Source organism: Streptomyces sp. R35 (assembly GCF_041053035.1).
Taxonomy (GTDB): domain Bacteria; phylum Actinomycetota; class Actinomycetes; order Streptomycetales; family Streptomycetaceae; genus Streptomyces; species Streptomyces lutosisoli.
The window spans coordinates 675659-696624 of the sequence record NZ_CP163440.1 but is presented as its reverse complement, the minus strand read 5'-3'; the positions used below and the strand labels follow the sequence as shown (position 1 = coordinate 696624).

General features: G+C 68.3%; 18 protein-coding genes and 2 pseudogenes. 9 read left to right on the top strand and 11 right to left on the bottom strand.

Annotated features, from left to right (window positions below):
* Window position 1: 1 nt before the first annotated feature.
* The 3 genes from AB5J50_RS03500 to AB5J50_RS03490 all read right to left on the bottom strand — a co-directional run bounded on the left by AB5J50_RS03500 (window position 2) and on the right by AB5J50_RS03490 (window position 3764).
* The gene (locus AB5J50_RS03500; protein WP_369254762.1) at window positions 2-847 is read right to left on the bottom strand and encodes an MIP/aquaporin family protein; all 846 of its coding nucleotides are present in this window, start codon (window positions 845-847) and stop codon (window positions 2-4) included.
* Window positions 848-1195: 348 nt separating this feature from the next.
* Window positions 1196-3409: a catalase/peroxidase HPI gene (gene katG / locus AB5J50_RS03495; RefSeq protein WP_369254760.1), complete on the bottom strand. Its 2214-nt coding sequence runs from the start codon at window positions 3407-3409 to the stop codon at window positions 1196-1198.
* Window positions 3402-3764 carry a transcriptional repressor gene (locus tag AB5J50_RS03490; RefSeq protein WP_369265293.1) on the bottom strand — a complete coding sequence of 121 codons (363 nt, stop codon included), beginning with the start codon at window positions 3762-3764 and terminating at the stop codon, window positions 3402-3404. The genes katG and AB5J50_RS03490 overlap by 8 nt, the downstream gene beginning before the upstream one ends.
* A gap of 211 nt (window positions 3765-3975) precedes the next feature.
* Here AB5J50_RS03490 and AB5J50_RS03485 point away from each other — a divergent pair, with 211 nt between their 5' ends.
* The 4 genes from AB5J50_RS03485 (at window position 3976) to AB5J50_RS03470 (ending at window position 8105) form a co-directional block, all read left to right on the top strand.
* Window positions 3976-4386 (top strand): Fur family transcriptional regulator, encoded by a 411-nt coding sequence (locus AB5J50_RS03485; RefSeq protein WP_327426164.1) that lies wholly within the window; start codon window positions 3976-3978, stop codon window positions 4384-4386.
* Window positions 4387-4614: 228 nt separating this feature from the next.
* Window positions 4615-4926: a helix-turn-helix domain-containing protein gene (locus tag AB5J50_RS03480; protein ID WP_369254758.1), complete on the top strand. Its 312-nt coding sequence runs from the start codon at window positions 4615-4617 to the stop codon at window positions 4924-4926.
* Window positions 4923-6548 (top strand): helix-turn-helix domain-containing protein, encoded by a 1626-nt coding sequence (locus tag AB5J50_RS03475; protein WP_369254756.1) that lies wholly within the window; start codon window positions 4923-4925, stop codon window positions 6546-6548. Before AB5J50_RS03480 ends, AB5J50_RS03475 begins: the two co-directional genes overlap by 4 nt.
* A gap of 384 nt (window positions 6549-6932) precedes the next feature.
* Window positions 6933-8105: a N(5)-(carboxyethyl)ornithine synthase gene (locus tag AB5J50_RS03470; protein WP_369254754.1), complete on the top strand. Its 1173-nt coding sequence runs from the start codon at window positions 6933-6935 to the stop codon at window positions 8103-8105.
* Between the two features lie 43 nt (window positions 8106-8148).
* Here AB5J50_RS03470 and AB5J50_RS03465 read toward each other — a convergent pair.
* A pseudogene (locus AB5J50_RS03465) lies at window positions 8149-8429 on the bottom strand (aldo/keto reductase); the annotation flags it as partial.
* A 241-nt stretch (window positions 8430-8670) separates the two neighbouring features.
* Here AB5J50_RS03465 and AB5J50_RS03460 point away from each other — a divergent pair.
* The 3 genes and pseudogenes from AB5J50_RS03460 to AB5J50_RS03450 all read left to right on the top strand — a co-directional run.
* Window positions 8671-9144, top strand: a pseudogene (locus AB5J50_RS03460) (transcriptional regulator); the annotation flags it as partial.
* A gap of 41 nt (window positions 9145-9185) precedes the next feature.
* Window positions 9186-9395: a hypothetical protein gene (locus AB5J50_RS03455; protein ID WP_369254752.1), complete on the top strand. Its 210-nt coding sequence runs from the start codon at window positions 9186-9188 to the stop codon at window positions 9393-9395.
* Window positions 9396-9457: 62 nt separating this feature from the next.
* The gene (locus AB5J50_RS03450; RefSeq protein WP_369254750.1) at window positions 9458-9841 is read left to right on the top strand and encodes a nuclear transport factor 2 family protein; all 384 of its coding nucleotides are present in this window, start codon (window positions 9458-9460) and stop codon (window positions 9839-9841) included.
* A 287-nt stretch (window positions 9842-10128) separates the two neighbouring features.
* Here AB5J50_RS03450 and AB5J50_RS03445 read toward each other — a convergent pair whose 3' ends face one another.
* A complete protein-coding gene (locus AB5J50_RS03445) occupies window positions 10129-10620 on the bottom strand; it encodes a peptidylprolyl isomerase (RefSeq protein WP_369254748.1) in 492 nt (163 codons plus the stop codon).
* 101 nt (window positions 10621-10721) lie between these two features.
* Here AB5J50_RS03445 and AB5J50_RS03440 point away from each other — a divergent pair, with 101 nt between their 5' ends.
* Window positions 10722-10892 (top strand): hypothetical protein, encoded by a 171-nt coding sequence (locus AB5J50_RS03440; protein WP_369254746.1) that lies wholly within the window; start codon window positions 10722-10724, stop codon window positions 10890-10892.
* Window positions 10893-10957: 65 nt separating this feature from the next.
* Here the strand turns inward: AB5J50_RS03440 and AB5J50_RS03435 are convergent, their stop codons facing one another.
* The 5 genes from AB5J50_RS03435 to AB5J50_RS03415 form a co-directional block, all read right to left on the bottom strand.
* Window positions 10958-11287, bottom strand: a complete 330-nt coding sequence (locus AB5J50_RS03435) for an antibiotic biosynthesis monooxygenase (protein WP_369254744.1) — start codon at window positions 11285-11287, stop codon at window positions 10958-10960.
* A 435-nt stretch (window positions 11288-11722) separates the two neighbouring features.
* A complete protein-coding gene (locus AB5J50_RS03430; protein WP_369254742.1) occupies window positions 11723-12472 on the bottom strand; it encodes a hypothetical protein in 750 nt (249 codons plus the stop codon).
* Between the two features lie 784 nt (window positions 12473-13256).
* A complete protein-coding gene (locus tag AB5J50_RS03425) occupies window positions 13257-15209 on the bottom strand; it encodes a hypothetical protein (RefSeq protein WP_369254740.1) in 1953 nt (650 codons plus the stop codon).
* 120 nt (window positions 15210-15329) lie between these two features.
* Complete coding sequence (locus AB5J50_RS03420; RefSeq protein ID WP_369254738.1) at window positions 15330-16025, bottom strand: alpha/beta hydrolase; 696 nt, start codon at window positions 16023-16025, stop codon at window positions 15330-15332.
* Between the two features lie 244 nt (window positions 16026-16269).
* On the bottom strand, window positions 16270-17034 hold the full coding sequence (locus AB5J50_RS03415) for an alpha/beta hydrolase (RefSeq protein WP_369254736.1): 765 nt from the start codon (window positions 17032-17034) through the stop codon (window positions 16270-16272).
* Between the two features lie 393 nt (window positions 17035-17427).
* On the opposite strand from AB5J50_RS03415, the gene AB5J50_RS03410 reads away from it, so the two are divergent.
* Window positions 17428-18759, top strand: coding sequence for a cytochrome P450 (locus AB5J50_RS03410; protein ID WP_369254735.1), 1332 nt, complete (start codon window positions 17428-17430; stop codon window positions 18757-18759).
* A gap of 103 nt (window positions 18760-18862) precedes the next feature.
* On the opposite strand, the gene AB5J50_RS03405 is transcribed toward AB5J50_RS03410, so the two are convergent.
* Window positions 18863-20917, bottom strand: coding sequence for a DUF1996 domain-containing protein (locus AB5J50_RS03405; protein WP_369254733.1), 2055 nt, complete (start codon window positions 20915-20917; stop codon window positions 18863-18865).
* Between the last annotated feature and the right edge of the window lie 49 nt (window positions 20918-20966).

The following is a 20966-nucleotide window of genomic DNA, read 5'->3' as shown; positions in this document are numbered from 1 at the left end:
GTCAGTCCTCGGGGGCGGCGATGCTCCCGGGAGGCTCCGGCTCCCCCGTCGGCAGGAACCGACCGATGAACGTCTTGTACACGCCCGCGCCGACCAGACCGCCGATCAGCGGACCGATGATCGGCACCCAGAAGTAGAAGTTCCCGTACTGATCTCGCCATGCTCCGCTGTAGCCCGTGAGGTAGCTGGCCAGCCGGGGACCGAAGTCACGTGCCGGGTTGATGGCGTAGCCCGCGTCGGTACCCCAGGCCATGCCGATACCCACCACGACCAGGCCGATGATGAACGGGGCCATGTTGGCGCCAGGAGGTGTGTTGAGCAGGTCCGTGATGGCCAGGATCATCAGCAGCAGGATGGCGGTGCCGATGATCTGGTCGCGGAACGCGCCCCACTCGTGAACCGGCAGGTTCGGGTTGCCGTTGGCGGGCAGCGTGGAGAACACACCCTGCGTCTTGATGGTGTGACCGGGGTCGAACGTCCCCAGCGCTTCGGTGTAGTTCCAGCGCACGATGAGGGCCGCCACGAACGCGCCGATCGTCTGGGCCACGACGTAGGGCGCCACCTTGGCCCACGGGAAACCCTTGAACGCGGCCAGCGCGAGGGTCACCGCGGGGTTGAGATGGGCGCCGCTCAGCCGTGCTGCGACATAGACACCCATGGTGACGCCGATACCCCACGCCCAGGAGATGCTGTCGTGGTTTCCGAGGCCCCCCGGTGGCGTCGTGAGCCCTCCGCCGGCGACCACTTGGGCCACCACGCCGACACCGAAAAGGATGAGGATCATGGTGCCGGCGAATTCAGCCGACAGCTCGCCGATCAGCCCAGAGCTTTTGAAACGCTCAGCCATGGAAGCCCGCTTCCCGCCGGCCCAGGACCGGCCGTCGAATGCCCGAGCCCTCCCCGGATCAGCATAGGACGTTCAAGAGTTAACCGCAGAAATGGCGATATATCAGGCTTTAGGGCTATCGGTGGGATGGGCGGAGCCAGGTGCGAGAGGGGATCGCAGCGTCCTGAGGACGGCTGACGGCGCGGGCATGCTCACCGCCCGACCCCTGCTCGGCGGCGAGGCTCTGGATACCGCGGTGGGGATGGGACGGGGCGGGCGGTGCCGGGATTCTTCGGGCTGAGGACGTCCTGATCAGATGCTCCTGATCAGATGCTCCTGATCAGACGGTCCTGGTCAGGACCGTCTGTGTCAGACGAGGTCGAACCGGTCCAGCTTCATGACCTTGTCCCACGCCGCGACGAAGTCGTTCACGAACTTCGCCTTCGCGTCATCGCTCGCGTAGACCTCCGCGAGCGCGCGCAGCTCGGAGTTCGAGCCGAAGACGAGGTCGGCACGGGTGCCGGTCCACTTGACGGCGCCGGAGGCGTCGCGGCTCTCGAACTCGTCCTGCGCGGCGGACGTCGACGTCCACTCCGTACCGAGGTCGAGCAGGTTGACGAAGAAGTCATTGGTCAGCGTGCCCGGCCGGTCGGTGAAGACGCCGTGCTTGGACTGGCCGGAGTTGGCGCCGAGGACACGCAGACCACCGACGAGGACCGTCATCTCGGGCGCGCTGAGGTTCAGCAGGTTCGCCTTGTCCGTCAGCAGGAACTCGGCCGGCAGGCGGTTGCCCTTGCCGACATAGTTGCGGAAGCCGTCGGCCTTCGGCTCGAGCGCGGCGAACGACTCGACGTCCGTCTGCTCCTGCGAAGCGTCCACACGGCCCGGCGTGAACGGCACCTCGACCTCGACGCCGGCGGCCTTGGCCGCCTGCTCGACGGCCGCGGAGCCCGCGAGCACGATCAGGTCGGCGAGGGAGACCTGCTTGCCGCCGGCGTTGAAGGACTCCTGGATGCCCTCCAGCGTACGGAGCACCTGCGAGAGGTCGTCCGGGTTGTTGACCTCCCAGCCGCGCTGCGGCTCGAGGCGGATGCGGGCACCGTTGGCGCCACCGCGCTTGTCGCTGCCTCGGAAGGTGGACGCCGAGGCCCAGGCCGCGGAGACGAGCTGCGCGATCGTCAGGTCAGAGCCGAGGATCTGCTCCTTGAGGGAGGCGATGTCGGCGGCGTCGATGACCGCGCCCTGGCGCGTCGGCAGCGGGTCCTGCCACAGCAGCACCTCGGAGGGGACCTCCGGGCCGAGGTAGCGCTGGATCGGGCCCATGTCGCGGTGCGTCAGCTTGTACCAGGCGCGGGCGAACGCGTCCGCGAACTCCGCCGGGTTCTCGTAGAAGCGGCGCGCGATCGGCTCGTAGATCGGGTCGAACTTCAGCGAGAGGTCGGTGGTGAGCATCGTCGGGAGCTTCGTCTTCGACGCGTCGTGCGCGTCGGGGATGATCGCCTCGGCGTTCTTCGCCACCCACTGGTTCGCACCGGCCGGGCTCTGGGTGAGCTCGTACTCGTACTCGAAGAGGTTCGTGAAGAACCCGTTGCCCCACTGGGTCGGGGTGGCGGTCCAGGTCACCTCGAGGCCACTGGTGATGGCGTCGCCGCCCTTGCCGGTGCCGTAGGTGCTCTTCCAGCCGAGGCCCATCTGCTCCATCGGGGCGGCCTCGGGCTCGGCGCCGACGAGGTCCGCGTCGCCCGCGCCATGGGTCTTGCCGAAGGTGTGGCCACCGGCGATGAGGGCGACGGTCTCCTCGTCGTTCATCGCCATGCGGCGGAACGTCTCACGGATGTCGCGGGCCGCGGCGATCGGGTCCGGGTTCCCGTTCGGGCCCTCCGGGTTGACGTAGATGAGGCCCATCTGGACCGCGCCGAGCGGGTCCTCCAGCTCGCGGTCGCCGGTGTAGCGCTGATCGTCGAGCCAGACCTGCTCCGGGCCCCAGTAGACGTCCTCGTCGGGCTCCCACACGTCGGGGCGGCCGCCGGCGAAGCCGAAGGTCTCGAAGCCCATCGACTCCAGGGCGACATTGCCGGCAAGGATCATGAGGTCGGCCCACGACAGGCTCTGGCCGTACTTCTTCTTGACCGGCCACAGCAGACGGCGGGCCTTGTCGAGGTTGCCGTTGTCCGGCCAGCTGTTCAGGGGAGCGAAGCGCTGCTGACCGGCGCCGCCGCCACCACGGCCGTCGCTGATGCGGTAGGTGCCCGCGCTGTGCCACGCCATGCGGATCATGAGCGGGCCGTAGTGGCCGAAGTCCGCCGGCCACCAGTCCTGCGAGGTGGTCAGCACCTCCGCGATGTCCTGCTTGACGGCCGGGAGGTCAAGGGTCTTGAACGCCGCGGCGTAGTCGAACTGCTCGCCGAGGGGGTTGGCCACGGCGGGGTTCTTGGCGAGGATCTTCAGGTTGAGCTGTTCCGGCCACCACTGGCGGTTTCCGCCGCCCTGGGTCGGGTGCGGGGCGCGTCCGTGCGCGACCGGGCAACCACCTCCGCCCTCCGTGTTCGCGTCTACGACGTTTGCATCTTGGTTGTCAGACATGGGAATCCTTCCGGACCAGGCGGATCACGGTGCTCAAGAACTGCGGGCGATGGAACGGGCGGGGCGCAGGGCCCCCGTGGATGACCTCGGCCTCGTCGGTCGAGAAGCCGTGGTCTTCGGACGCGGTGGGGCAGGGCGCTTCGCCGGCCGCGCGGTCGACGTCAGCGACGACACCGTACGACCGGTACACGACGTGATGGTGGTTGTCCTCGACGCGTCCCTCGAACCGGGCCGGGCTGCCGGCCTGTTCGACGCGGCGTACGGTTCCCGCCGCGGTGAGCGCGGGGAGGTCCCCACGGACGACCTGAAGGGAGACATGGCCCACCAGCGCGACGTGCGCGGCCGTCACCCGCAGGCCGGCACCGCCGCAACTGCTCGGCGGTGGTCCCGTCACGTCTCTGTCTCCTGCCGTACTGGAATCTTCCTGTCCCTTGGCTATCGCCAGAACTGATCCTACGATGGACAGAGTCCAAGTCAAGAAGCGCGCCAAACCCATATCCAATCGGAACCCGGATGTCCATAGGTAAACTTCGGGTATCCCTCCGAACCTGAATAGGTGAACCGATATGAGTGACCTGCTGGAGCGGCTGCGAGCGCGTGGCTGGCGGTTGACGTCCCAGCGGCGTGTCGTTGCGGAGGTCCTCGACGGCGACCACGTGCATCTCACGGCCGACGAGGTGCACGCCCGCGCGGCACAGCGGCTGCCCGAGATCTCGCGGGCGACCGTCTACAACGCCCTGGGCGAGCTGGTGTCGCTCGGTGAGGTCACAGAGGTCTCCACCGACGGCCGCGCCAAGCGCTACGACCCCAACGCGCACCACCCGCACCAACACCTAGTCTGCTCCAGCTGCGGTACCATCCGCGACGTCCATCCGGCAGGCAACCCGCTGTCCGACCTCCCTGCGGAGGAGCGGTTCGGTTTCACCGTGTCGGAGGTCGAGGTCACCTACCGAGGGCTGTGCCCGTCCTGCGCCTAGGCACTGCGTGCCCTGTCCGGGTACGGAGCGCGCGGTGCGGCGCCGGCCGTCGGCCTGCCTGTCTTCCTGTCGGCTGTCGTTCTGTCGGCCGTGGGCGTCGCTCCGGCGAAGATCGGTGCCGCCGGATGGGTCATGGTCCGCAGGACGGCTGTGATCAAGCCATGTTCAACTCGCAGGGCCATGCTCAACTCGCATAGTTCATGAGGTTTGGGTGGTAGGTTCGGTGGCATGGGGATGTCTCTGGCCGACCGGGTCCGTTCGGCGGTGGCGGCGCTCATGCACGCCACGGGCGAGTCGCAGACCGATCTCGCGGCCGCTCTGGGGGTGAGCCAGGGCCAGGTGAGCCGCCGTCAGTCCGGCGCTGCCGCGTGGAGCCTGGACGACTGCGAGGCGGTCGCAAAACACTTCGGTATCGATGTGCTGGACCTGATGGCCGGGCCGACCCGGGCCTCCGAATCCCTGCCGGACCTCCGGCGCCGCGCGCTCGGCCGGCGTGCCCCTGGCGATGGCTCGGTTGTGCGGGAGGGCGTCGCCCGATGACGAACTTCGACGCGATCGACGCGCTGCTGGCAGCGGCCAAGCAGGAGGTTCCGCTGCCGCCCGTCGAGGTACGACGCGGGCTGCGCGAGGAGTTGAACCTGTCGCGCACGCAGGTGGCACAGGCTCTCGGGGTGAGCCCTTCCACGGTGGGTGGCTGGGAGTCGGGCCGGGACCCGGGCGGCGAGGTCCGGGAGAAGTACGCGTACTTCCTTGAGAGCGCACAGGCCAAACTGCAGGCCCAGGCCCAGGCCCAGGCCCAGGAAGCGGTCGTTGTCGCGGACGAGGGCGCGGACGTCGGCTCCGTTGTCGGCGAAGACGAGGGTGAAGCCGAGGCCGCGGCGGCCGACGGCACCGCGGACGAGGTGGAGACCCTCGCGGAGCCCCGGCCCTGCGTGCTGTGCGGCAGTCCGGCCTACGACCAGGTCGCCGGCTTCCCGCAGCACCTGGACCCCGCCGACTGCGGCACGGCAGAGCCCGCACAGGCGCCGCGACCGCCCCAGCCGGCCCTGCGTGAGGGCGATTCGGAAAGCCCGCGTCCGCGTACACAGGTGAAGCCGGAAGGCTCCGGTCCGCGCACGCAGGTGAAGCCGGATGGCTCCGGTCTGCGCAAGCAGGTGAGAATCGTCCCCGTCGGACGCCGCATCCAGGCCGCCTCCGACACCCCCGACTTGATCGGTGAGGCCGTCGTGGCAGCGCTCGCCCAGCACGCCGGCGATGTCGAGGAAGCGACCGCGGCGCTGGTGAAGCGGGCGATCCCGGACGCGATGGCGCTGCTGGACGAGACACGCAAGGGCGGCCGCTACGACATCGTCGCCCACCCGTGGATCCCGGAGATCCTGCGCAAGCAGACCGCCCGCGGCGCCGACCGGATCTGGGAGGCCCGCCCGAAATGGACCCGCCCCGAACTCCCTTCCGGACGCCACGAGGTGACCGCACTCGACATCAACGGCGCCTACCTGTCCGCACTCAAGACCCACCTGCCCATCGGCCAGCTGGAACACTCCACCGACCCCACCCACGACCGCCGCCGCGCCGGGGTCCACCTCATCACCCCACCGGCCTGGGACCATGACGCCGTCCTTCCCAGCCCGCTCGGCAACCGCGACGAACCCGGCCCGTTGTGGGTCACCGAACCCACCCTCCGCCTCCTGCTCCGCCTGTCCTCACCCGCCTACGCCCTGTGCGACCCGCCCGAGATCCACGAGTCGTTCACCTCCGGAGCGACCGAGGGCCTGCTGGAGAAGTTCCGCATCACCCTCAAAGACGCCCGGGACACAGCGATCGCGGAGCAGGACGAGGTGACGCTGGAGTACGTGAAAGCGATGTACTCGAAGTTCGTCTCCACGATGGGGGAGTCGAACTACAACCGTGAGTTGTACCGCCCCGACTGGATGCACCTCATCCGCTCCCAGGCCTTCGCCAATCTCTGGATGAAGGCCTACAAGGCATACGACGAGGGCCTCACCGTCGTCCGTGCGATGGGCACCGACGAACTGCACGTCATCGGCGACTGGCGCAGTGTCTTCGCGGAAGGCCGCGGTGTTGCTCAAGTGAAGGTCAAAGACACCTACTCCGTCGGCGACGACATCGACCCGGCCGCTGCGGGCGAGCACGACGACTGAGCGCAACAACTGAAGACGCGTTTGGTGCCGGCGGCGATCCGCGCCGGCGTCCAGCACTGATCCTCATCCGTGTCACCCTGAAACGCCGAACCACCTCCTGATCACTGACCCCCGCCTCGATCAAGTCGGCCGCAGGGAACCGCACACGAACAGTGAGCACACCGTCAGCCGTCACCTGGCCGAGAACGTCCACCACGAATGATCTCCAGACCTGGACCCTGCGGATCCTTCGAGCTCAAACGAGCGGTGGGCGGTCCGCGACCGGGGCGGGAGTACGGTGGCGGTACCGAGCGCACCTCGCACGCCGTCATCCATGTCGGCGTCGCCCTCGGGGAACGGCAAGGCCGGAGCACATCGCGTCCGGTCGGAAATGAGCCGCCCCACATGAGCCTGATGAGTCTCGGAGTACTCGCCTCCTCCCGCAAGGAGAACGAGTTCCGGTTGCCGCTGCACCCCCGCCACCTCGACCGTATCGCCCCGGATGTACGCGAGAGGATCTTCCTCGAACAGGGCTACGGCCAACGGTTCGGCGTCGCCGACGACGCGCTGCGACCACTCGTGGCCGGCCTGCGCTCGCGCGAGCGACTTCTCGCCGAGTGCGACGTCCTGTTGCTGCCCAAACCGATGCACGACGACATCGCCGAGCTGCGCGAGGGTCAGGTGCTGTGGGGATGGCCGCACTGCGTGCAGGACGCGAAGATGACCCAGATCGGCATCGACCGACGGCTGACCCTGATCGCCTGGGAAGCCATGAACCACTGGACGTCCACGGGCGCCTTCAGCGTCCATGTCTTCCACAAGAACAACGAACTCGCCGGCTACTGCTCGGTGCTGCACGCCCTGCAACTCGGCGGGCTGACCGGCAGCTACGGGCGCCGCCTGCGCGCGGTGGTCATCAGCTTCGGCGCCACGGCGCGCGGAGCGGTCACGGGCCTGGGCGCCATGGGGGTCACCGACGTCACGGTGCTCACCCAGCGCGCCGCCGCAGCGGTGGCCTCACCGATGCCCTCGGTGGTGATGGCCCACTTCGAGGAGCAGGAGGACGATCCGTCGCGCCTGCGGGCATTCACCGCTGCCGGTTCCATGCCGCTGGCGGAGTACCTGGCCGGATTCGACATCATCGTCAACTGCGTCCTGCAGGACACCGACGCGCCGCTCATGTTCGTCACCGACGAGGAACTCGCCCTGTTCCGGCCGGGGACCTTCTTCATTGACGTCGCCTGCGACGAGGGCATGGGCTTCGAATGGGCCCGCCCGACCACCTTCGGCGAGCCCATGCCCGCGGTGGGGTCGGGCTGCCACTACTACGCGGTGGATCACAGCCCGTCCCACCTGTGGAACTCCGCCACTTGGGAAATCAGCGAGGCGCTCCTTCCCTACCTGCGCAAGGTCATGAGCGGCCCCGCGGCATGGGACACCGACGACACGGTCAGAAAGGCCATCGAGATCCGCGACGGCGTCGTCCAGAACCCGAAGATCCTCTCTTTCCAGCACCGGTCAGCCGCCTACCCTCATGCTCCCGAGGTCCCGGCGACTCCGCTGAGCTCAGTGGTCTAGAGATCATTCACAGTGGGCTCGGCCTGGTGACGGCTGACGGTGGGTACAGGTCGATGTCGTCGGTGCCGAGCTGCTTCAGCGAGCCCTGGACCGCGGCCTTGACGTTGGGCGCGCCGCTGTCGAGGCCCTCGCGGCCGGTGTACGACACGGAGCCGAACGTCGACGTCAGCACCACCTGGTCCCGGTGGCCCTTGAGGCCCTTGCCCGCGAGCTCCTCGTTGAGGAAGGGTCATATGCCTCGGCCGTGTCGATGTGGGTGATGCCGAGGCCGAGGGCGCGGTGGATGGCCCGTATGCCTTCCTCGTTGTCGGCGTTGGCTCCGGTGCAGAGCGCGTTGATGGGTACCACCCGCAGCGCTGCCCGCGGTGGCCGCCGCGTGGCAGACCGCGTTGTGCCGGGGAGCGCGGTTCCGGGGTGCGACACGGCCCCCTTCGCGCCTACCGCGCAGGTCACCGGTCCCCGCACACTCGAAGCCATGACACGTGAGCAGCACTCCGGCCGGAGTACCGAGATGGGGCGCTTCCTGCGCGCCCGCCGGGCCGGGGTGACCCCCGCCGAGGCCGGTCTCCGCCCCAACCCCGCGCACGTGGTCAGCCGCACCAAGGACCTGCTCGCCGCCAACCCCGGCGGGCTGCGGCTGCTCACCGGCATCGAGGAGTGGCCGGTCAGGCAGCGCAACATCGCACGCTACGTCTTCCTGCACCCGGCGGCCCGCGAGCTGTTCCACGACTGGAACTCCTAGATCCGCGACTGCGTCGCCCGCCTCTGGGAGCGCTATGACGTCAGAGGCACCACCCACGGACGCAAGGTGTTCCACCATCCCGAGGTCGGCGACCTCACCCTCGGCTACCAGGCCATGGAGCTGGAAGGCACTCCCGGCCATCGCCTGATCACGTACTACGCCGAACCGGGCACTCCTGAGTACGACGCGATGATCCTCCTCGACCTGCTTGGGCAGGACCAGCCCGCGAAGCAGGCATTGGCACCGAGCGGCGCGTCGGCACCCACCGCAGGTGAGGCGGTGGCCCCCTCTTCCTGACCGCATCCCTGCCTGTCAGCCGGTCGATCGCGGTCCTGTACGTGGCCGGGCTCCTGCTGTTCGGCCGGATCATGCTGAGGGCGTGGGGCGGATTCCGCCTGGCGGCACTGTGCCTCGTGCTCGCCGCAGTGCCGGCGGCTTCCAGGCTGTCACTGGTCGCCGCGCTGGCGGGGGTCGTCGTGGTCCTGGCCGCTGTGGCGGCAGCGGAAACCTGGTGGTACGCGGAGCTGCGGCGAAGGGTGCGCGGATGAACCACTTGATACGGCCACCTCACCGGATAGGGCCGACAACCGCCACAACGACAGGAGCCACCGTGCCCACATCACCCGACCAGAGCATCCGTGACCAGGTCATCGAGGCCTACCGCGCCCACCTGCAAGCGATGGCAGACGGCGACACCGACACTCTCGACGACCTGCTCGACGACGGCTTCACCCTGACCCACATCACCGGGTACCAGCAGCCGAAGGCCGAGTGGCTGTCACAGATGCGGGCCGGGAGATTCGTCTACCACAAGGTCGATGAGAAGAGCGTGACCGTCGACATCGACGGCGCCACTGCCCACCTCGTCGGCCGGATCGTCACCGACGCGACCGTCTACGGGGCGCACGCCGCCTGGCCACTGCAACTCGCCATGGACTACGCCCGCGAGGGCGACACCTGGATCGCCCTCCGCTCAGTCGCCACGACCTGGTGATCCACCCAGCGCGGGCACGCGGGCATCCGAGCGAGCCGCAAGGTGGTACCGGCCCATGAGCGGATTCTGGACCGTCAGCGTCAGCGTCAACGCCGCACCGCAGCGGTGAGCGCCACGTCGAACCGCGCATCTCGACGCATCACCGCTGCGGCTTTGCACACGGGTCTGCACCCGGTGCAATATCCCGTCGTTCACCTGCCGGGTCACCCCGCCCCCTGTCCGCATCAACGATCCGGACAGGGGGCGGCCACATGATCGGCCGGACAAATCCTGGGTCGTCAGGCCTCTCAGACGGTGCCGCAGTCCGAGATGACGATCTTCTTGGAGGTGGTCCCGGAACCGCTGCCGAGCCCCTCGATCGCCTTCACGACGTCCATGCCCTCGACTACCTCACCGAAGACGACGTGCTTGCCGTCCAGCCAGTCGGTGACGATGGTAGTGATGAAGAACTGGGAGCCGTTGGTGTTCGGGCCCGCGTTGGCCATGGACAGCAGGCCCGGCTTGGTGTGCTTGAGCTTGAAGTTCTCGTCGGCGAACTTCTCGCCGTAGATGCTCTTGCCGCCCGTGCCGTTCTGCTTGGTGAAGTCGCCGCCCTGGAGCATGAAGTTCGGGATGACCCGGTGGAACGGCGAGCCCTTGTAACCGTAGCCGTGCACGCCGGTGGCCAGTTCGCGGAAGTTCTGCGCGGTCTTCGGGACGACGTCGTCGAAGAGCTTGAACTCGATGCGGCCGATCAGCTCGCCGTTGGCGGACACCTCAAAAAAGACGTTCTCGCTCATTGCTCTGCTCCTCTGGATTCGAATGGTTGCCCCCCCAGGGTAGGAGGCGGAGGAGGTGGGCGTGTGATCCGGGTCGATCATGCGTCGTGTCGCTCGGGAACATGGAGCGACGAGGTGTCGGCGACCCGGCCGACGGGAAGGCGTTCGCGGGCGACACCCTGTTCCACGCGCACGCACATGTCCCCGCCTGGCACACCGCACCCCCATCTGCGGTCGCCTGCGCGAGCCGGATGGAGACCGCGGCCCGCCTCTGGCACCGGCAGAGGTCGTGACGCACTCCTCTACGGAACGCATCATCTGATGGCCCGACCTCGGCTCGTCGGACCCGGGATTCGCCCTACGTGCTTGTCGGTGCCGCCTGCTGCACGACCTCAAAGGACCACAGCGTGGACCCGCTCGCCGCCGGCTTGGGACGTTCGCCGCCGGCCGTGTCACCGCCCTGGTGGGCTGTCTTCATGGGGCCTTCCATCCAGGCTTGGAAGGATTCCTCGTCATGCCACCGTGTGTAGACGAGATAGCTGTCGGTGCCTTCGACGGGGCGGAGGAGTTCGAACCACTCGAACCCGTCGGAGTTCTCCACGGCATGGGCGCGAGAGGCGAAGCGCTTCTCCAGCGTCTCTCGCTGCTCGGCGGGGACGGTCAGTACGTTGATCTTGACTACGCTCATGGCCCCATCCTGCCGTACGGCCGGGCGGCGGCTATGCAGCGGCTCGTGCCGGGGGCGGTTTCGTGGGAAGCCACCCGGATCGGGGCCCGTACCGAGGCATGTGACGGCGCCACGGTTTCTGTGCCGTCCAGCCGAGTCCAGTCCAGCCCGAGTTCGGCCAGCGTCCGCCGCTTGTCGCCGCGGGCTCGGCACGCCGGGTGGTGTGCGTCGGTGAAGGTGCTGCCGACCGGAGTGGGCAACGGCTGGAGCGATCGGGCTCAACTCACGGTCCAGTTCGTAGTCGTAGTCGTAGTCGTAGTCGCAGTCGCAGTCGCGGAACAACTGCACCTGCACCGGCCGCTGTTCGGTACGGCCGACTCCCACGTGTCAGGGGTGGCGGTCCGGGCTCCGAATCCCGTACAGCCACCCCTGACACTCCCGGAGGACGGACGTGGATCAGTACCCGTAACGACTCTTGATGTGGCGCCAGAAGTCGCGGACCATCCACTTGTCGAACTCGGTGATCTCCGTCGCGCTGCCGGCGTTCATGATGAAGCCGCCGACGCCTGTCGGGGTCCAGTCGTAGAAGTCGTCCAGGCCGAAGGTGTGGCCGACCTCGTGCAGATAGATGTGCAGGTTCTCCTCGTCCAGGGCGTCCGTGAAGTACTCCTGGTCGACGCGCTGGCCCCAGTCACCGCCCGCGCCGCCGAAGCCCATCCCCTTGGTGAGCCACAGGGACTGGTCGTAGTGGCGCTCCTCCTTGCCGGGGCACTGGGAGTAGTCGCCGTCCTGGTGGAAGAACCGGCCGCAGGGCGGGGCACACTGGGGGGCGCCTCCCTCGTCCAGGTTGCCGGCGTAGATGTCGACGGAGTCGTCGGTCCACTTCAGGGTGGAGCGGTCCTTGACGGCCCAGCCGACGACCTTGACCGAGACCTTGGCGTACGGCCACTGGTTGTAGCCCTTGCCGTCCTCGGTGAGGGCGGCCATCCACTTCCCGAACTGCTTCTGCAGGGTCGACTCGATCCGGTCGCGGAGGGTGGCGGTGACCGGGTTGTCGGAGTCCCAGCGGACGCAGTAGTTGATGCTGCCCTTGTTGGCCATGATCTGGTCGAAGCCGTAATTCTTGAAGCCGTAGATGTCGGGGTACGTCGACGCCATGTGGTCCCAGACCTGGCCGAGCGGCGTGACGAGGCCGGTGGAAGCCATCGGCCCACTCGCCGGTCACGCGGTAGTCCACCTTGCAACTGGACTCGGCACCGTTCGCCAGCATGGGCACCAGAGCACCGGTCGCCGCCACGAGTGTGGCGGCGACCGCGACAGGGATCGGGCGCATGAGGCGTTTGCGCAGGCGGTGGGTCGTACGGGGCGGTCTCAGGAGGTGGATCCTTCGGGAAGGTCTCGGGATGTCAGACCTAAGTGGCCGCCCAGGCAAGGATGGTTGCCATCGGCCAGCAACCCATTCCAACAATCGCAGCGCAGATGCAGACGTCAACGCGACAAAGGCTGTCGGCGCCTGCCACGACATTCGCCGACCTGGTCAAGACGATCGGGCGGCAGCCTCAGTCGAGGCACGGTTCCCCGTCAGGAGGCTGCGAGTTCTCGCTGGGGGACACCCGATGGGGATCAGGCCACGCTTCGTTTCCTTCCGCCTCGTGCCGTCCTGACCACAAGAGACGCCGAACCTCCGGGTCGCCACCGCCCCACCGCACTGCTCGCGTTCAAGGTTCGGGCCGTTGCTTCCGTCGAGCCCACAGCAGTAGCCGCCGCATCGCTCCGGTGTCGGCTGCGTGGCCGGACGACTGCACGGTCCTGTACTGGTGGCGCTATCGCGATACCGGGTTTTGGCGTCGCAGCGGCTGAGGCCGGTCGGCCGGCTTGCTCGTCGAGGCGGGCCAGGGCCATGCCGTGACTGGGTACGATCACCGGCCATGCCCGCCATGTCGTGAATCACGCGCGCCGATGCCAGACCTTGGCCGGGCTCGTAGGCGTCTCAGGTTCCGTTCGCGGGCTGTTGGTACACCTGGCCGTCGAGCGTCGTGGCCAGGGTGCCGGTGGCCTCGAACACGTTGGTCAGCACGTCGATCGTGAGATGAAAACCGTCGCGGCTGGACTTCTTGGTGCCGTGCGCGCGGCCCGTCTGCACCAGGTCCGAGTACCAGTCGACCTTGGCCGTCGTCACGGTCGGGTTCGCCGCCGTGACGCTCTCCGTGCCGTCCAGCACGTGCACACCGTCGTCGGAGTAGTGCGTGTAGGTGACGGCGACGGTGCTGATGGCCGTACGGGCCGCGTTCTCCGTGATCCGCACCTGCGCCGAGCCGCAGACCTTGCCGCGCAGGGTGTAGGTGCCCTGCGGCGGATACGGCCGGGTCGGGGTCGGGCTGCCAGGCACGTACGGCGTGCCCCAGGGGACGTCGTCGGAGATCGGGGCGGTCGAGTGCGGGTGGATCGGCTGACGACTGGTGAGGCGGGCGATCATCATGCGGGATGTGCGGCCGCCGGGCTCGGTGGACGTCTCGCACGCCAGCGGGTTGGCTCCGCCGCACGCGGGTGGTACGGCGAGCGCCTGCCAGTACACGATGCTTGTGCCGTCCGGCGACCACCTCGGGTCCGCCATCCCGTTCCAGTTCGGGTCGTTGACGCTGCCGGGACTGCCGTCGCCGGAGGCGTTGATCCGTTGGCCCTGGTAGGTGCCGCGGTCGCCGTACCGGTCGATGAGGTACGGCTGGAAGAACCGCCGCTGCCCGTTGTTGCGGGTCGACGAGGTGGCGCTGGTGGTGATCAGATCGGTGATCGGCGGGATGCCCCGCATGCCGGCGAGGAACATCTGGCGGCCGGAGGCGCGGGTGTCCATGACGACCGTCCACTTGTCGTCCGGTGAACTGTCCACCGGGTCCGTGTACTCGGGGTTACGGGTGAGCCGGCGCACCTTACCGGTCGTCAGGTCGGCGGCGAAGACGTCGATGTTGGAGGACTCGGCCGGGTGACCGATGTAGAGGACCTCCTTGCCGTCCTTGGTGAAGCCGCGCAGCTCACCGACCGAGATGGCGTTCGCGTTCACCTTCAGCCGGTTCGGGTGGTCCGGGTCGACGACGACGGGCTGCCGGTCCGGGGCCGGGTCGAACAGGCGGGTGACGTGGGTGAGGTCGTAGTGGGATGCGAGCGGTGTGCCTGTTGCGGGGTCCGGGTTGAAGCTGAGGCGTGCGAGGTGGGCGAACTGGCCGAGTTTGCCGTTGGAGTAGGTGGCGCTGTTGAAGCCGAGGTGGATGCCGTCCGGGTTCAGCCGCAGTTCGCGGATGGAGCCGCCCGCCCCGGAAGCGTCCGCGGTCACGTTCCAGCGGATCGGGTAGATGTGGATCCGGGCCGGGGTGCAAGCCGGGTCGGTGAGGCGATAGGGGCCGCAGTCGATCACGTTGGTTCCGGCCAGCACGCGCCGGCCGTAGGGGAACGGCTGGGCGTAGTCGAGTGCGGCACTCCGTCCGACCGCGTTCGCCTCGGGCACACCACAGGTGAGGCACTTCCACGGATCGCCGCCCGGGAAGATGGTCCCGTCGGTCTTCACGACGATCAGCTGGAGTCCGGTGTAGATGCTCGCCGGATCGGGCGACGCGGGCGCCCCCGCGAAGCCGACCGTCGCGACGACTTGGTGGCCGTCCGGGAGAAAGCCCCCCGACTGGAGGTTGACGGACTGGCCGATACAGCCGGTCCGGTGCGGATTGACCGCACGGGTGCACGCGCCCTGCGCGGCGCTCGGCGCGACTGGGGGCAGCGGCAGCTCACTCACCGAGATCGGCTCGGGCTTGGGCGCGTGCAGGTAGCTGCTCACGGCAGTATCCGTTCCGGCAGTGCGGTCCGTCGCCACCGCGGGCACCGTCAGCGTTGCCGCCATGACGCCGAGCAGCAAGAAGAGCCACGCGTACGACCATCGCATCCGTCGGCCACTCATCCACTGATTCGACATGTACATGCACGCTAGGGCGCTTCTCGGTGGAGCCGCAAGGGTGGTTACCGGATTTGAAGAATCACATTCTCGTCGCCTTGCTATTGGGTGTGTATCGGAAGTGGATCAAGTCGCAGTGGCGAGCTCGACGAGATGCCGGGCTGTGCCGGCAGGATCGATGATCTGATGGAGGTGTGCGCCGGGCAGGTGTGCCACGCGCCAGCCGCGTTCGCGCGCGTCGGCGGCAAGGTCGTCATACGGAGGGCCGAACAGCAGGTAGGAGCAGGGATGGTCGTCCCATCCGCCGGGGACCGGGATGTGCTGCTCGTAGTACGACAGTGGCAGGGTGGGCTGCTCCTCAACGACTGTCTGTCGCACCATCGGATCGGAGAACATGGGTGCGACGTCTGCCTCGTCCCACCAGTCGGTCCAGCGTGGCAGCCTGCCGCTCACAGCCATCGGGCCGAGGAACTCCAACAACTCGGGTGAGGCGACAGGGGTCGGTCCGATCCGGGCCGGCAGCGCGGCATCGACAAAGACCGAGCTGATCACCGGATGATCGAGGCCCGAGCGAATCGCCGGGAGGAACAAGCCTGCGTTGCTGTGGGCCACCAACGTGACGGGACTGCCGGCCGGGACCTGCCGGAGGTCGTCGCGGACGGCATCGACGATGCGGGGCCAGAACGGCGGAGCACCGGCGCCTATATGCAACAGGGACGGCACCCGTACCCGGTGTCCCGCCGCCGTGAGGTGTTCGGCCACCGGGTGCCAGGTCGAGGGACCTACGGACGGACTGTGCACGAGAACGAAGATCGGCTGCATGTGACGATCCTGCCGCCCGTGTCATCGGAGCCGCGACAGTCTTGGCCGACAGCAGAACGCTTCGCTTCGAAGAAGCCAATGCGCCGCCGCAGTACGGCCGTTCACAACCATTCGTTGATGGCAGCGATGAAGACGGTGGCCTGGCGGGGCTTCAGTTGCGTGGATCCATCATGTGGATGCGCGGCCTCAACCCGGGCCGCGGTAGCGGCGTCCGGCTGGCAGGCCGACGCCGCTACCGCTCATGTCAGGCCGGCGAGGTGACCGCTCGGCCGAGGTGCCGGGCGAAGAACCGGACCGCGCTGTCGGCCTCGAACCTGGGCAGTTCCTTGTGCCGGCCCGCGTTGGCGTGCAACGTCTTGTCCTTCGAGGCGAAGGCGTCGAACAACGCGAGACCGGACTGGCGCGGGATGTGCTCGTCGTCCCACTGGAGCGCGAACTGGATCGGGATGGTGATCTGCTTCGCCGTGTCGGCCAGGGGCTCGGGCCAGAAGAGACCGAAGACCGCGGCGGTGATCCTGGGTTCGATCGCCGTCAACGGCACTCCGATCGCGGTGCCCATGTTCAGGCCGAAGTAGCCGACCGGCTCTTCGGTGCCGATCTCCGGCAGTTCCTGGAGGGCGTCCAGGGTCGCCTGCCACTCGGGCACGGCGCGCTCTGCCAGGTGGGCGTTGTAGCGGACGACGATCGGGCCGACCGGCTCACCCGCCGCCATCGCCCGCTGCATCACGGCGATCTCCTGCTCGTCGTGCGCTGTGCGCGGCCGGTCGCCGTGCCCGGGCGCGTCGATGCAGGCGACGTGGAAGCCGCAGCCGGTCACGAGGAGGTGTGCACGGCCCGTCATCGCCGGTGCCTTTTTGTGCGTGCCGCCGCCGTGGCCCATCAGCACCAGAGGCGCGCGATCGGCGCCGGATGCGGGTGACCAGAGCACGCCGGGGATCCCGCCCACGATGAAGTCTCGTTCGACGACACCGTTCGACGACGTCTCCGCAGTGAACTGCACAGAATGCATAGGTTGTTGCCCTTCGGGAGTGCCTTGTTGTTGCGGCGCTCCCGGCGACACCTAAGTCAATCGCCCGACCGTGACGAACAGGGGGAGCACCCAAACGAATACAGCGTTCATGGGTCTCACCTCCTCGGGCGGTGTCGCGGTCGTCTGCAAGCTACCAGCGCGAACATCATCCCGCCCAACCCTTTTTCCTGCCACGTGACCAGAACTCCGGACAGGCCCTGGGAGCAGGTCAAGGAGACCAAGTGGAAGGGGTGCAGGGTGGCGGGATCCGGGCCATCCCCCGGACAGTTCCCGCGCCGAGACGGACTGTCACCGGATGTGCCCGCTCCCGTACAGTCCGTGGTGCCAGCGCTCCCTTACGGCCAAGCCCAGCGGTTGACCAGGAGAGGAAACATGGACACCGAAGCCAGTCTCGGCTCCCTTCCGTACGTTCCCGGAACGGGACGGCCGGTCCCCGAAGCCGAGCCTGGACTCGTGGAGCGGTGGCGATCAGGGGGAGGCGAACTGGTCGAGCTGCTGTCCCAGGTGCGCGAGCGGTTCGGCGGCATCGCCGCGTTCCGCCTCGGGCCGGCCCCCACCGTTCTCGTCACCGACCCGCAGGCGGTCCAGCACGTACTCGCCCGGCACCCGGAGCGGTACGTCAAGCGCTCCCACCGTGCCCGTGTGCTGATCGGCGACGGCGTCCTCGCCGCCACCGGTACGGCGTGGAAGCGGCAACGCCGCCTGTTGCAGTCGCAGTTCACCGGTACCGGCATGCGCCGCTACGAACAGCGGATCACCGAGGCTGCCCGGACCACCGCCGGGCGCTGGGACGGGTACGCCCGTACCGGGCAAACCCTCGATGTCGGGCGGGAGATGCGCCGCTTCGCCCTGGACGCCATCTGGCGCTCTCTCACCGGGCACCCTCTCGACGAACGGACCGAGCGCGAACTGGCCGCCGTGGCAGCCGTGGCGGCCGCGCTTCCGACTCTGCCCGCTGATGTCACCGACGCCCAGGACGCCGTTGCCGCCGATCTCGCCCGGATCGATGCGGTCGCCCAGCACGCCATCGAGGCCGCCCGCAGCGGGGCGGCCGGCCCCGACAGCCCGGGCCTGCTGCACGTCCTGGTCGACGCCGCCACCGAGCGCCCCGAGTACACCGACCGGCTGATCCGCGACGAGCTGGTCACGTTGCTCGTGGCCGGGCACGAGACCACCGCCACCACCCTGACCTGGCTCTACCTGCTCCTCGACCGGCACCCCGCCGCACGCGAACAAGCTCTCGCCGCCGGCGACGAAGGCTCAGCGCAACGTCGCCAGGCCATCCAGGCCCTGGTCCACGAGACGCTCCGGCTCTACCCGTCCGCCTGGATCCTGCCCCGCCACGCCACCGAGGACGACACCCTTGCCGGCTATGCCGTCGAGGCGGGCACCGACATCCTGGTCTGCCCGTACCTCACGCACCGCGATCCCGAACTGTGGCCAGACCCAGAGGACTTCGACCCCCGGCGCTTCAACACCCCGGACGGCCGGCCCACCCACCCGGGCGCCTATTTCCCCTTCGGTATCGGTCCCCGCGCCTGCCTCGGTCTGCAGTTCGCGCTCCGCGAATCGACGGTCCTGCTCGAACACCTGCTGCCGGTCCACACCGTGGCCTTCCACTCCACCCCGACGAAGGCGGCGTACGGCATCACCGTCCGTCCCGACGGCGCCACCCCCGCAACCCTGGCACCGCCACTCACCTGAAGCGGACTGTGCGGGGAACGGTCCGCAGGACGGGCAGCGCATACGCAGAGGAGATTCAGCAGATGCCCATCCAGCGGGTGGCGGCCGGCCACCCGCTACCGGGTCACACAGAGCCGCGTCTGATACGGCGCAGGAGCACCAAGCCCGCGATCACGAGAATTCCTCCGGCCGCGGCCGGCCACAGGTTCGTGCCGGTGTCGGCCAGATCGCCGGTGACCGCTTGCGGTTCGGTCTGCGCCTGCGACGTGGACTGCGCCGTCGCCTGCGCGGACGGAGCGTCTGCGCCCGCGGCCGGCGTCTGCCCGCGGTGGGTCGCTTCGCTGCTGTGGTCGTCGTCCGTGCCACCCTGCGGTGCGGCGGCCGCGTCGCTTCCTGCGGCCGAGGGCTTCGTGTCCGCCTTGGGTACCACGCCGCCGTCGCCGGTGGCCGAGGCGCCGCCTGTCGGTTCGGTGCCCTGCGTACTGGTCGGGGGCGGCGGAGTCTGCGTGCCCGCGGGGGTGCCGGGGTCCGTCGCTTGGTCGCCACCGGACGAGGCGTCAGGACTCGGTGTCGGCTCGTCCTGCGACGGCTCAGCTGTGCCAGAACCGCCACCGCCACCGTTGCTGCCCGCACCGTCACCGTCGTCGCCACCGTCTGCACCGTCGCCGCACTGCCGGCCGGAGTTGATGCAGTCCACCATCTCCCGCATGAGGGATGCGTCGAAGACGTTGATGAAGTCGTCGTGGTCGGTGATCGCCTTGTGCAGCTGCTCGGGGAACCCGTCCACGGCGTACGGGTTCTTCACTTGGCCGTTCTCGATGGTCGGCGCCGGAACGTCGTAGACCAGCCGCATTGTCAGCTGCGGAATCGCCTTGAAGCCGCCTGAGCAGTTGCCGTCGGCGTCGGTGAAGGCAACGTGCGCACGGTGGTTGGCGCTGTCGATGTTCTGACCGTCCCAGCAGCTCTGGAAGGCGAACGTCCGCACCACACTGCTGCTCTGGGGACAGATCGGGTACTTGTCCGTCAACTGCACCTTGTCCTCGAAGCCGGTGCAGCTCCAGTGGGCGTTGGCGTTCGCGGTGCCGTTGGTGAACGCCTTCGCGTCGCCGGTGATGATGCGCAGGAACGTCGGCATCTCGACGACCTTGCTCTGCGGGCTGCCGATGAACTCGATCTGCGCCTGCTTTGCCTGCAGGACCTTCCCGACGTTGCCCTCCAGGCCGCCACCGTTCTTGTCGGCGTCGAACTCCTGCGTACCGTCCTGCAGTCGGACCACCGGCCAGTAGTACGTGGACTTGTCGCCCTGGTTCTGGCACGTGGTCGAGGCGTTGGCGAGATCGTCGTTGCTGGCGAACGCGTCGTTCGACTGGTTGCCGACGTAGTCGTGCAGGTGGTGGGCACCGTTGGCGACACCGGGCGCCACGATCACGTTGTCGGTGTTGAACTTCTTGTTGGCGTTCACCCCACACGAACTGGTGAACGTGCCGGTCGAGGCGTCGCCGCCGTTTGCCGGCTTCTGCTGCACGTTCGGCTGAACCGTCGTGATGTCCACGAAGTCCGCGGCGACGGGACTGCTGACGCCGTTCGCGTTGCCGCCCTGCTGCCCGTTGTTCTGACTGCTGTTGTTGTTGTTCTGCTGCTGGCCGTTGTCGCTCTGGCCACCCGTGTTGTTCTGGGCCTGGTCGGCGGGGACCGCGGTGCAAGAGGCGAGACCGTCGAGCGAATTCGGCGCCTCGGCGCCCGCACTCTTGAAGTCGATCTTGATGCGGTCGATGACCGCGCCCCGCTTCTCGTTCAGCGGGCCGAGGATCGAGTTCTGCACGAAGTTCGCATCCTCCGCCTGTGCCTGCTGCGTCGAGGCCAGTCGGGCGTACGCTTCGGAGATCTGCTGGTCGAGGAGGGCGAGTTGCTTGTCGGTGTCCGCCCTCGCTTGCTGCGGCACCTCTGTGAGCTGGCTGCCCACGTCCGGGCAGTCGATCGTGGCGGCTCCCGATGCCCGGGTCTGGTTACTGCCAGTCGGGTTCCCCTCCTGACTGGGCGCGCCGCCCCAGCCGCCTTCCGTCGCTGAAGCGTAGACGTTCACCGCTACCAGCCCGCCTCCGCCCAATATCAGCGCGGCTGCAGCAAATGTCGCACGACGCGCACCCGTGGGGCGGCGTCTGCGTGTGTTGCGTCTCACGTGAGTGCTCCTACGCTTCGTAGCAGGCCAGGCATGAAAATCCCCCGTC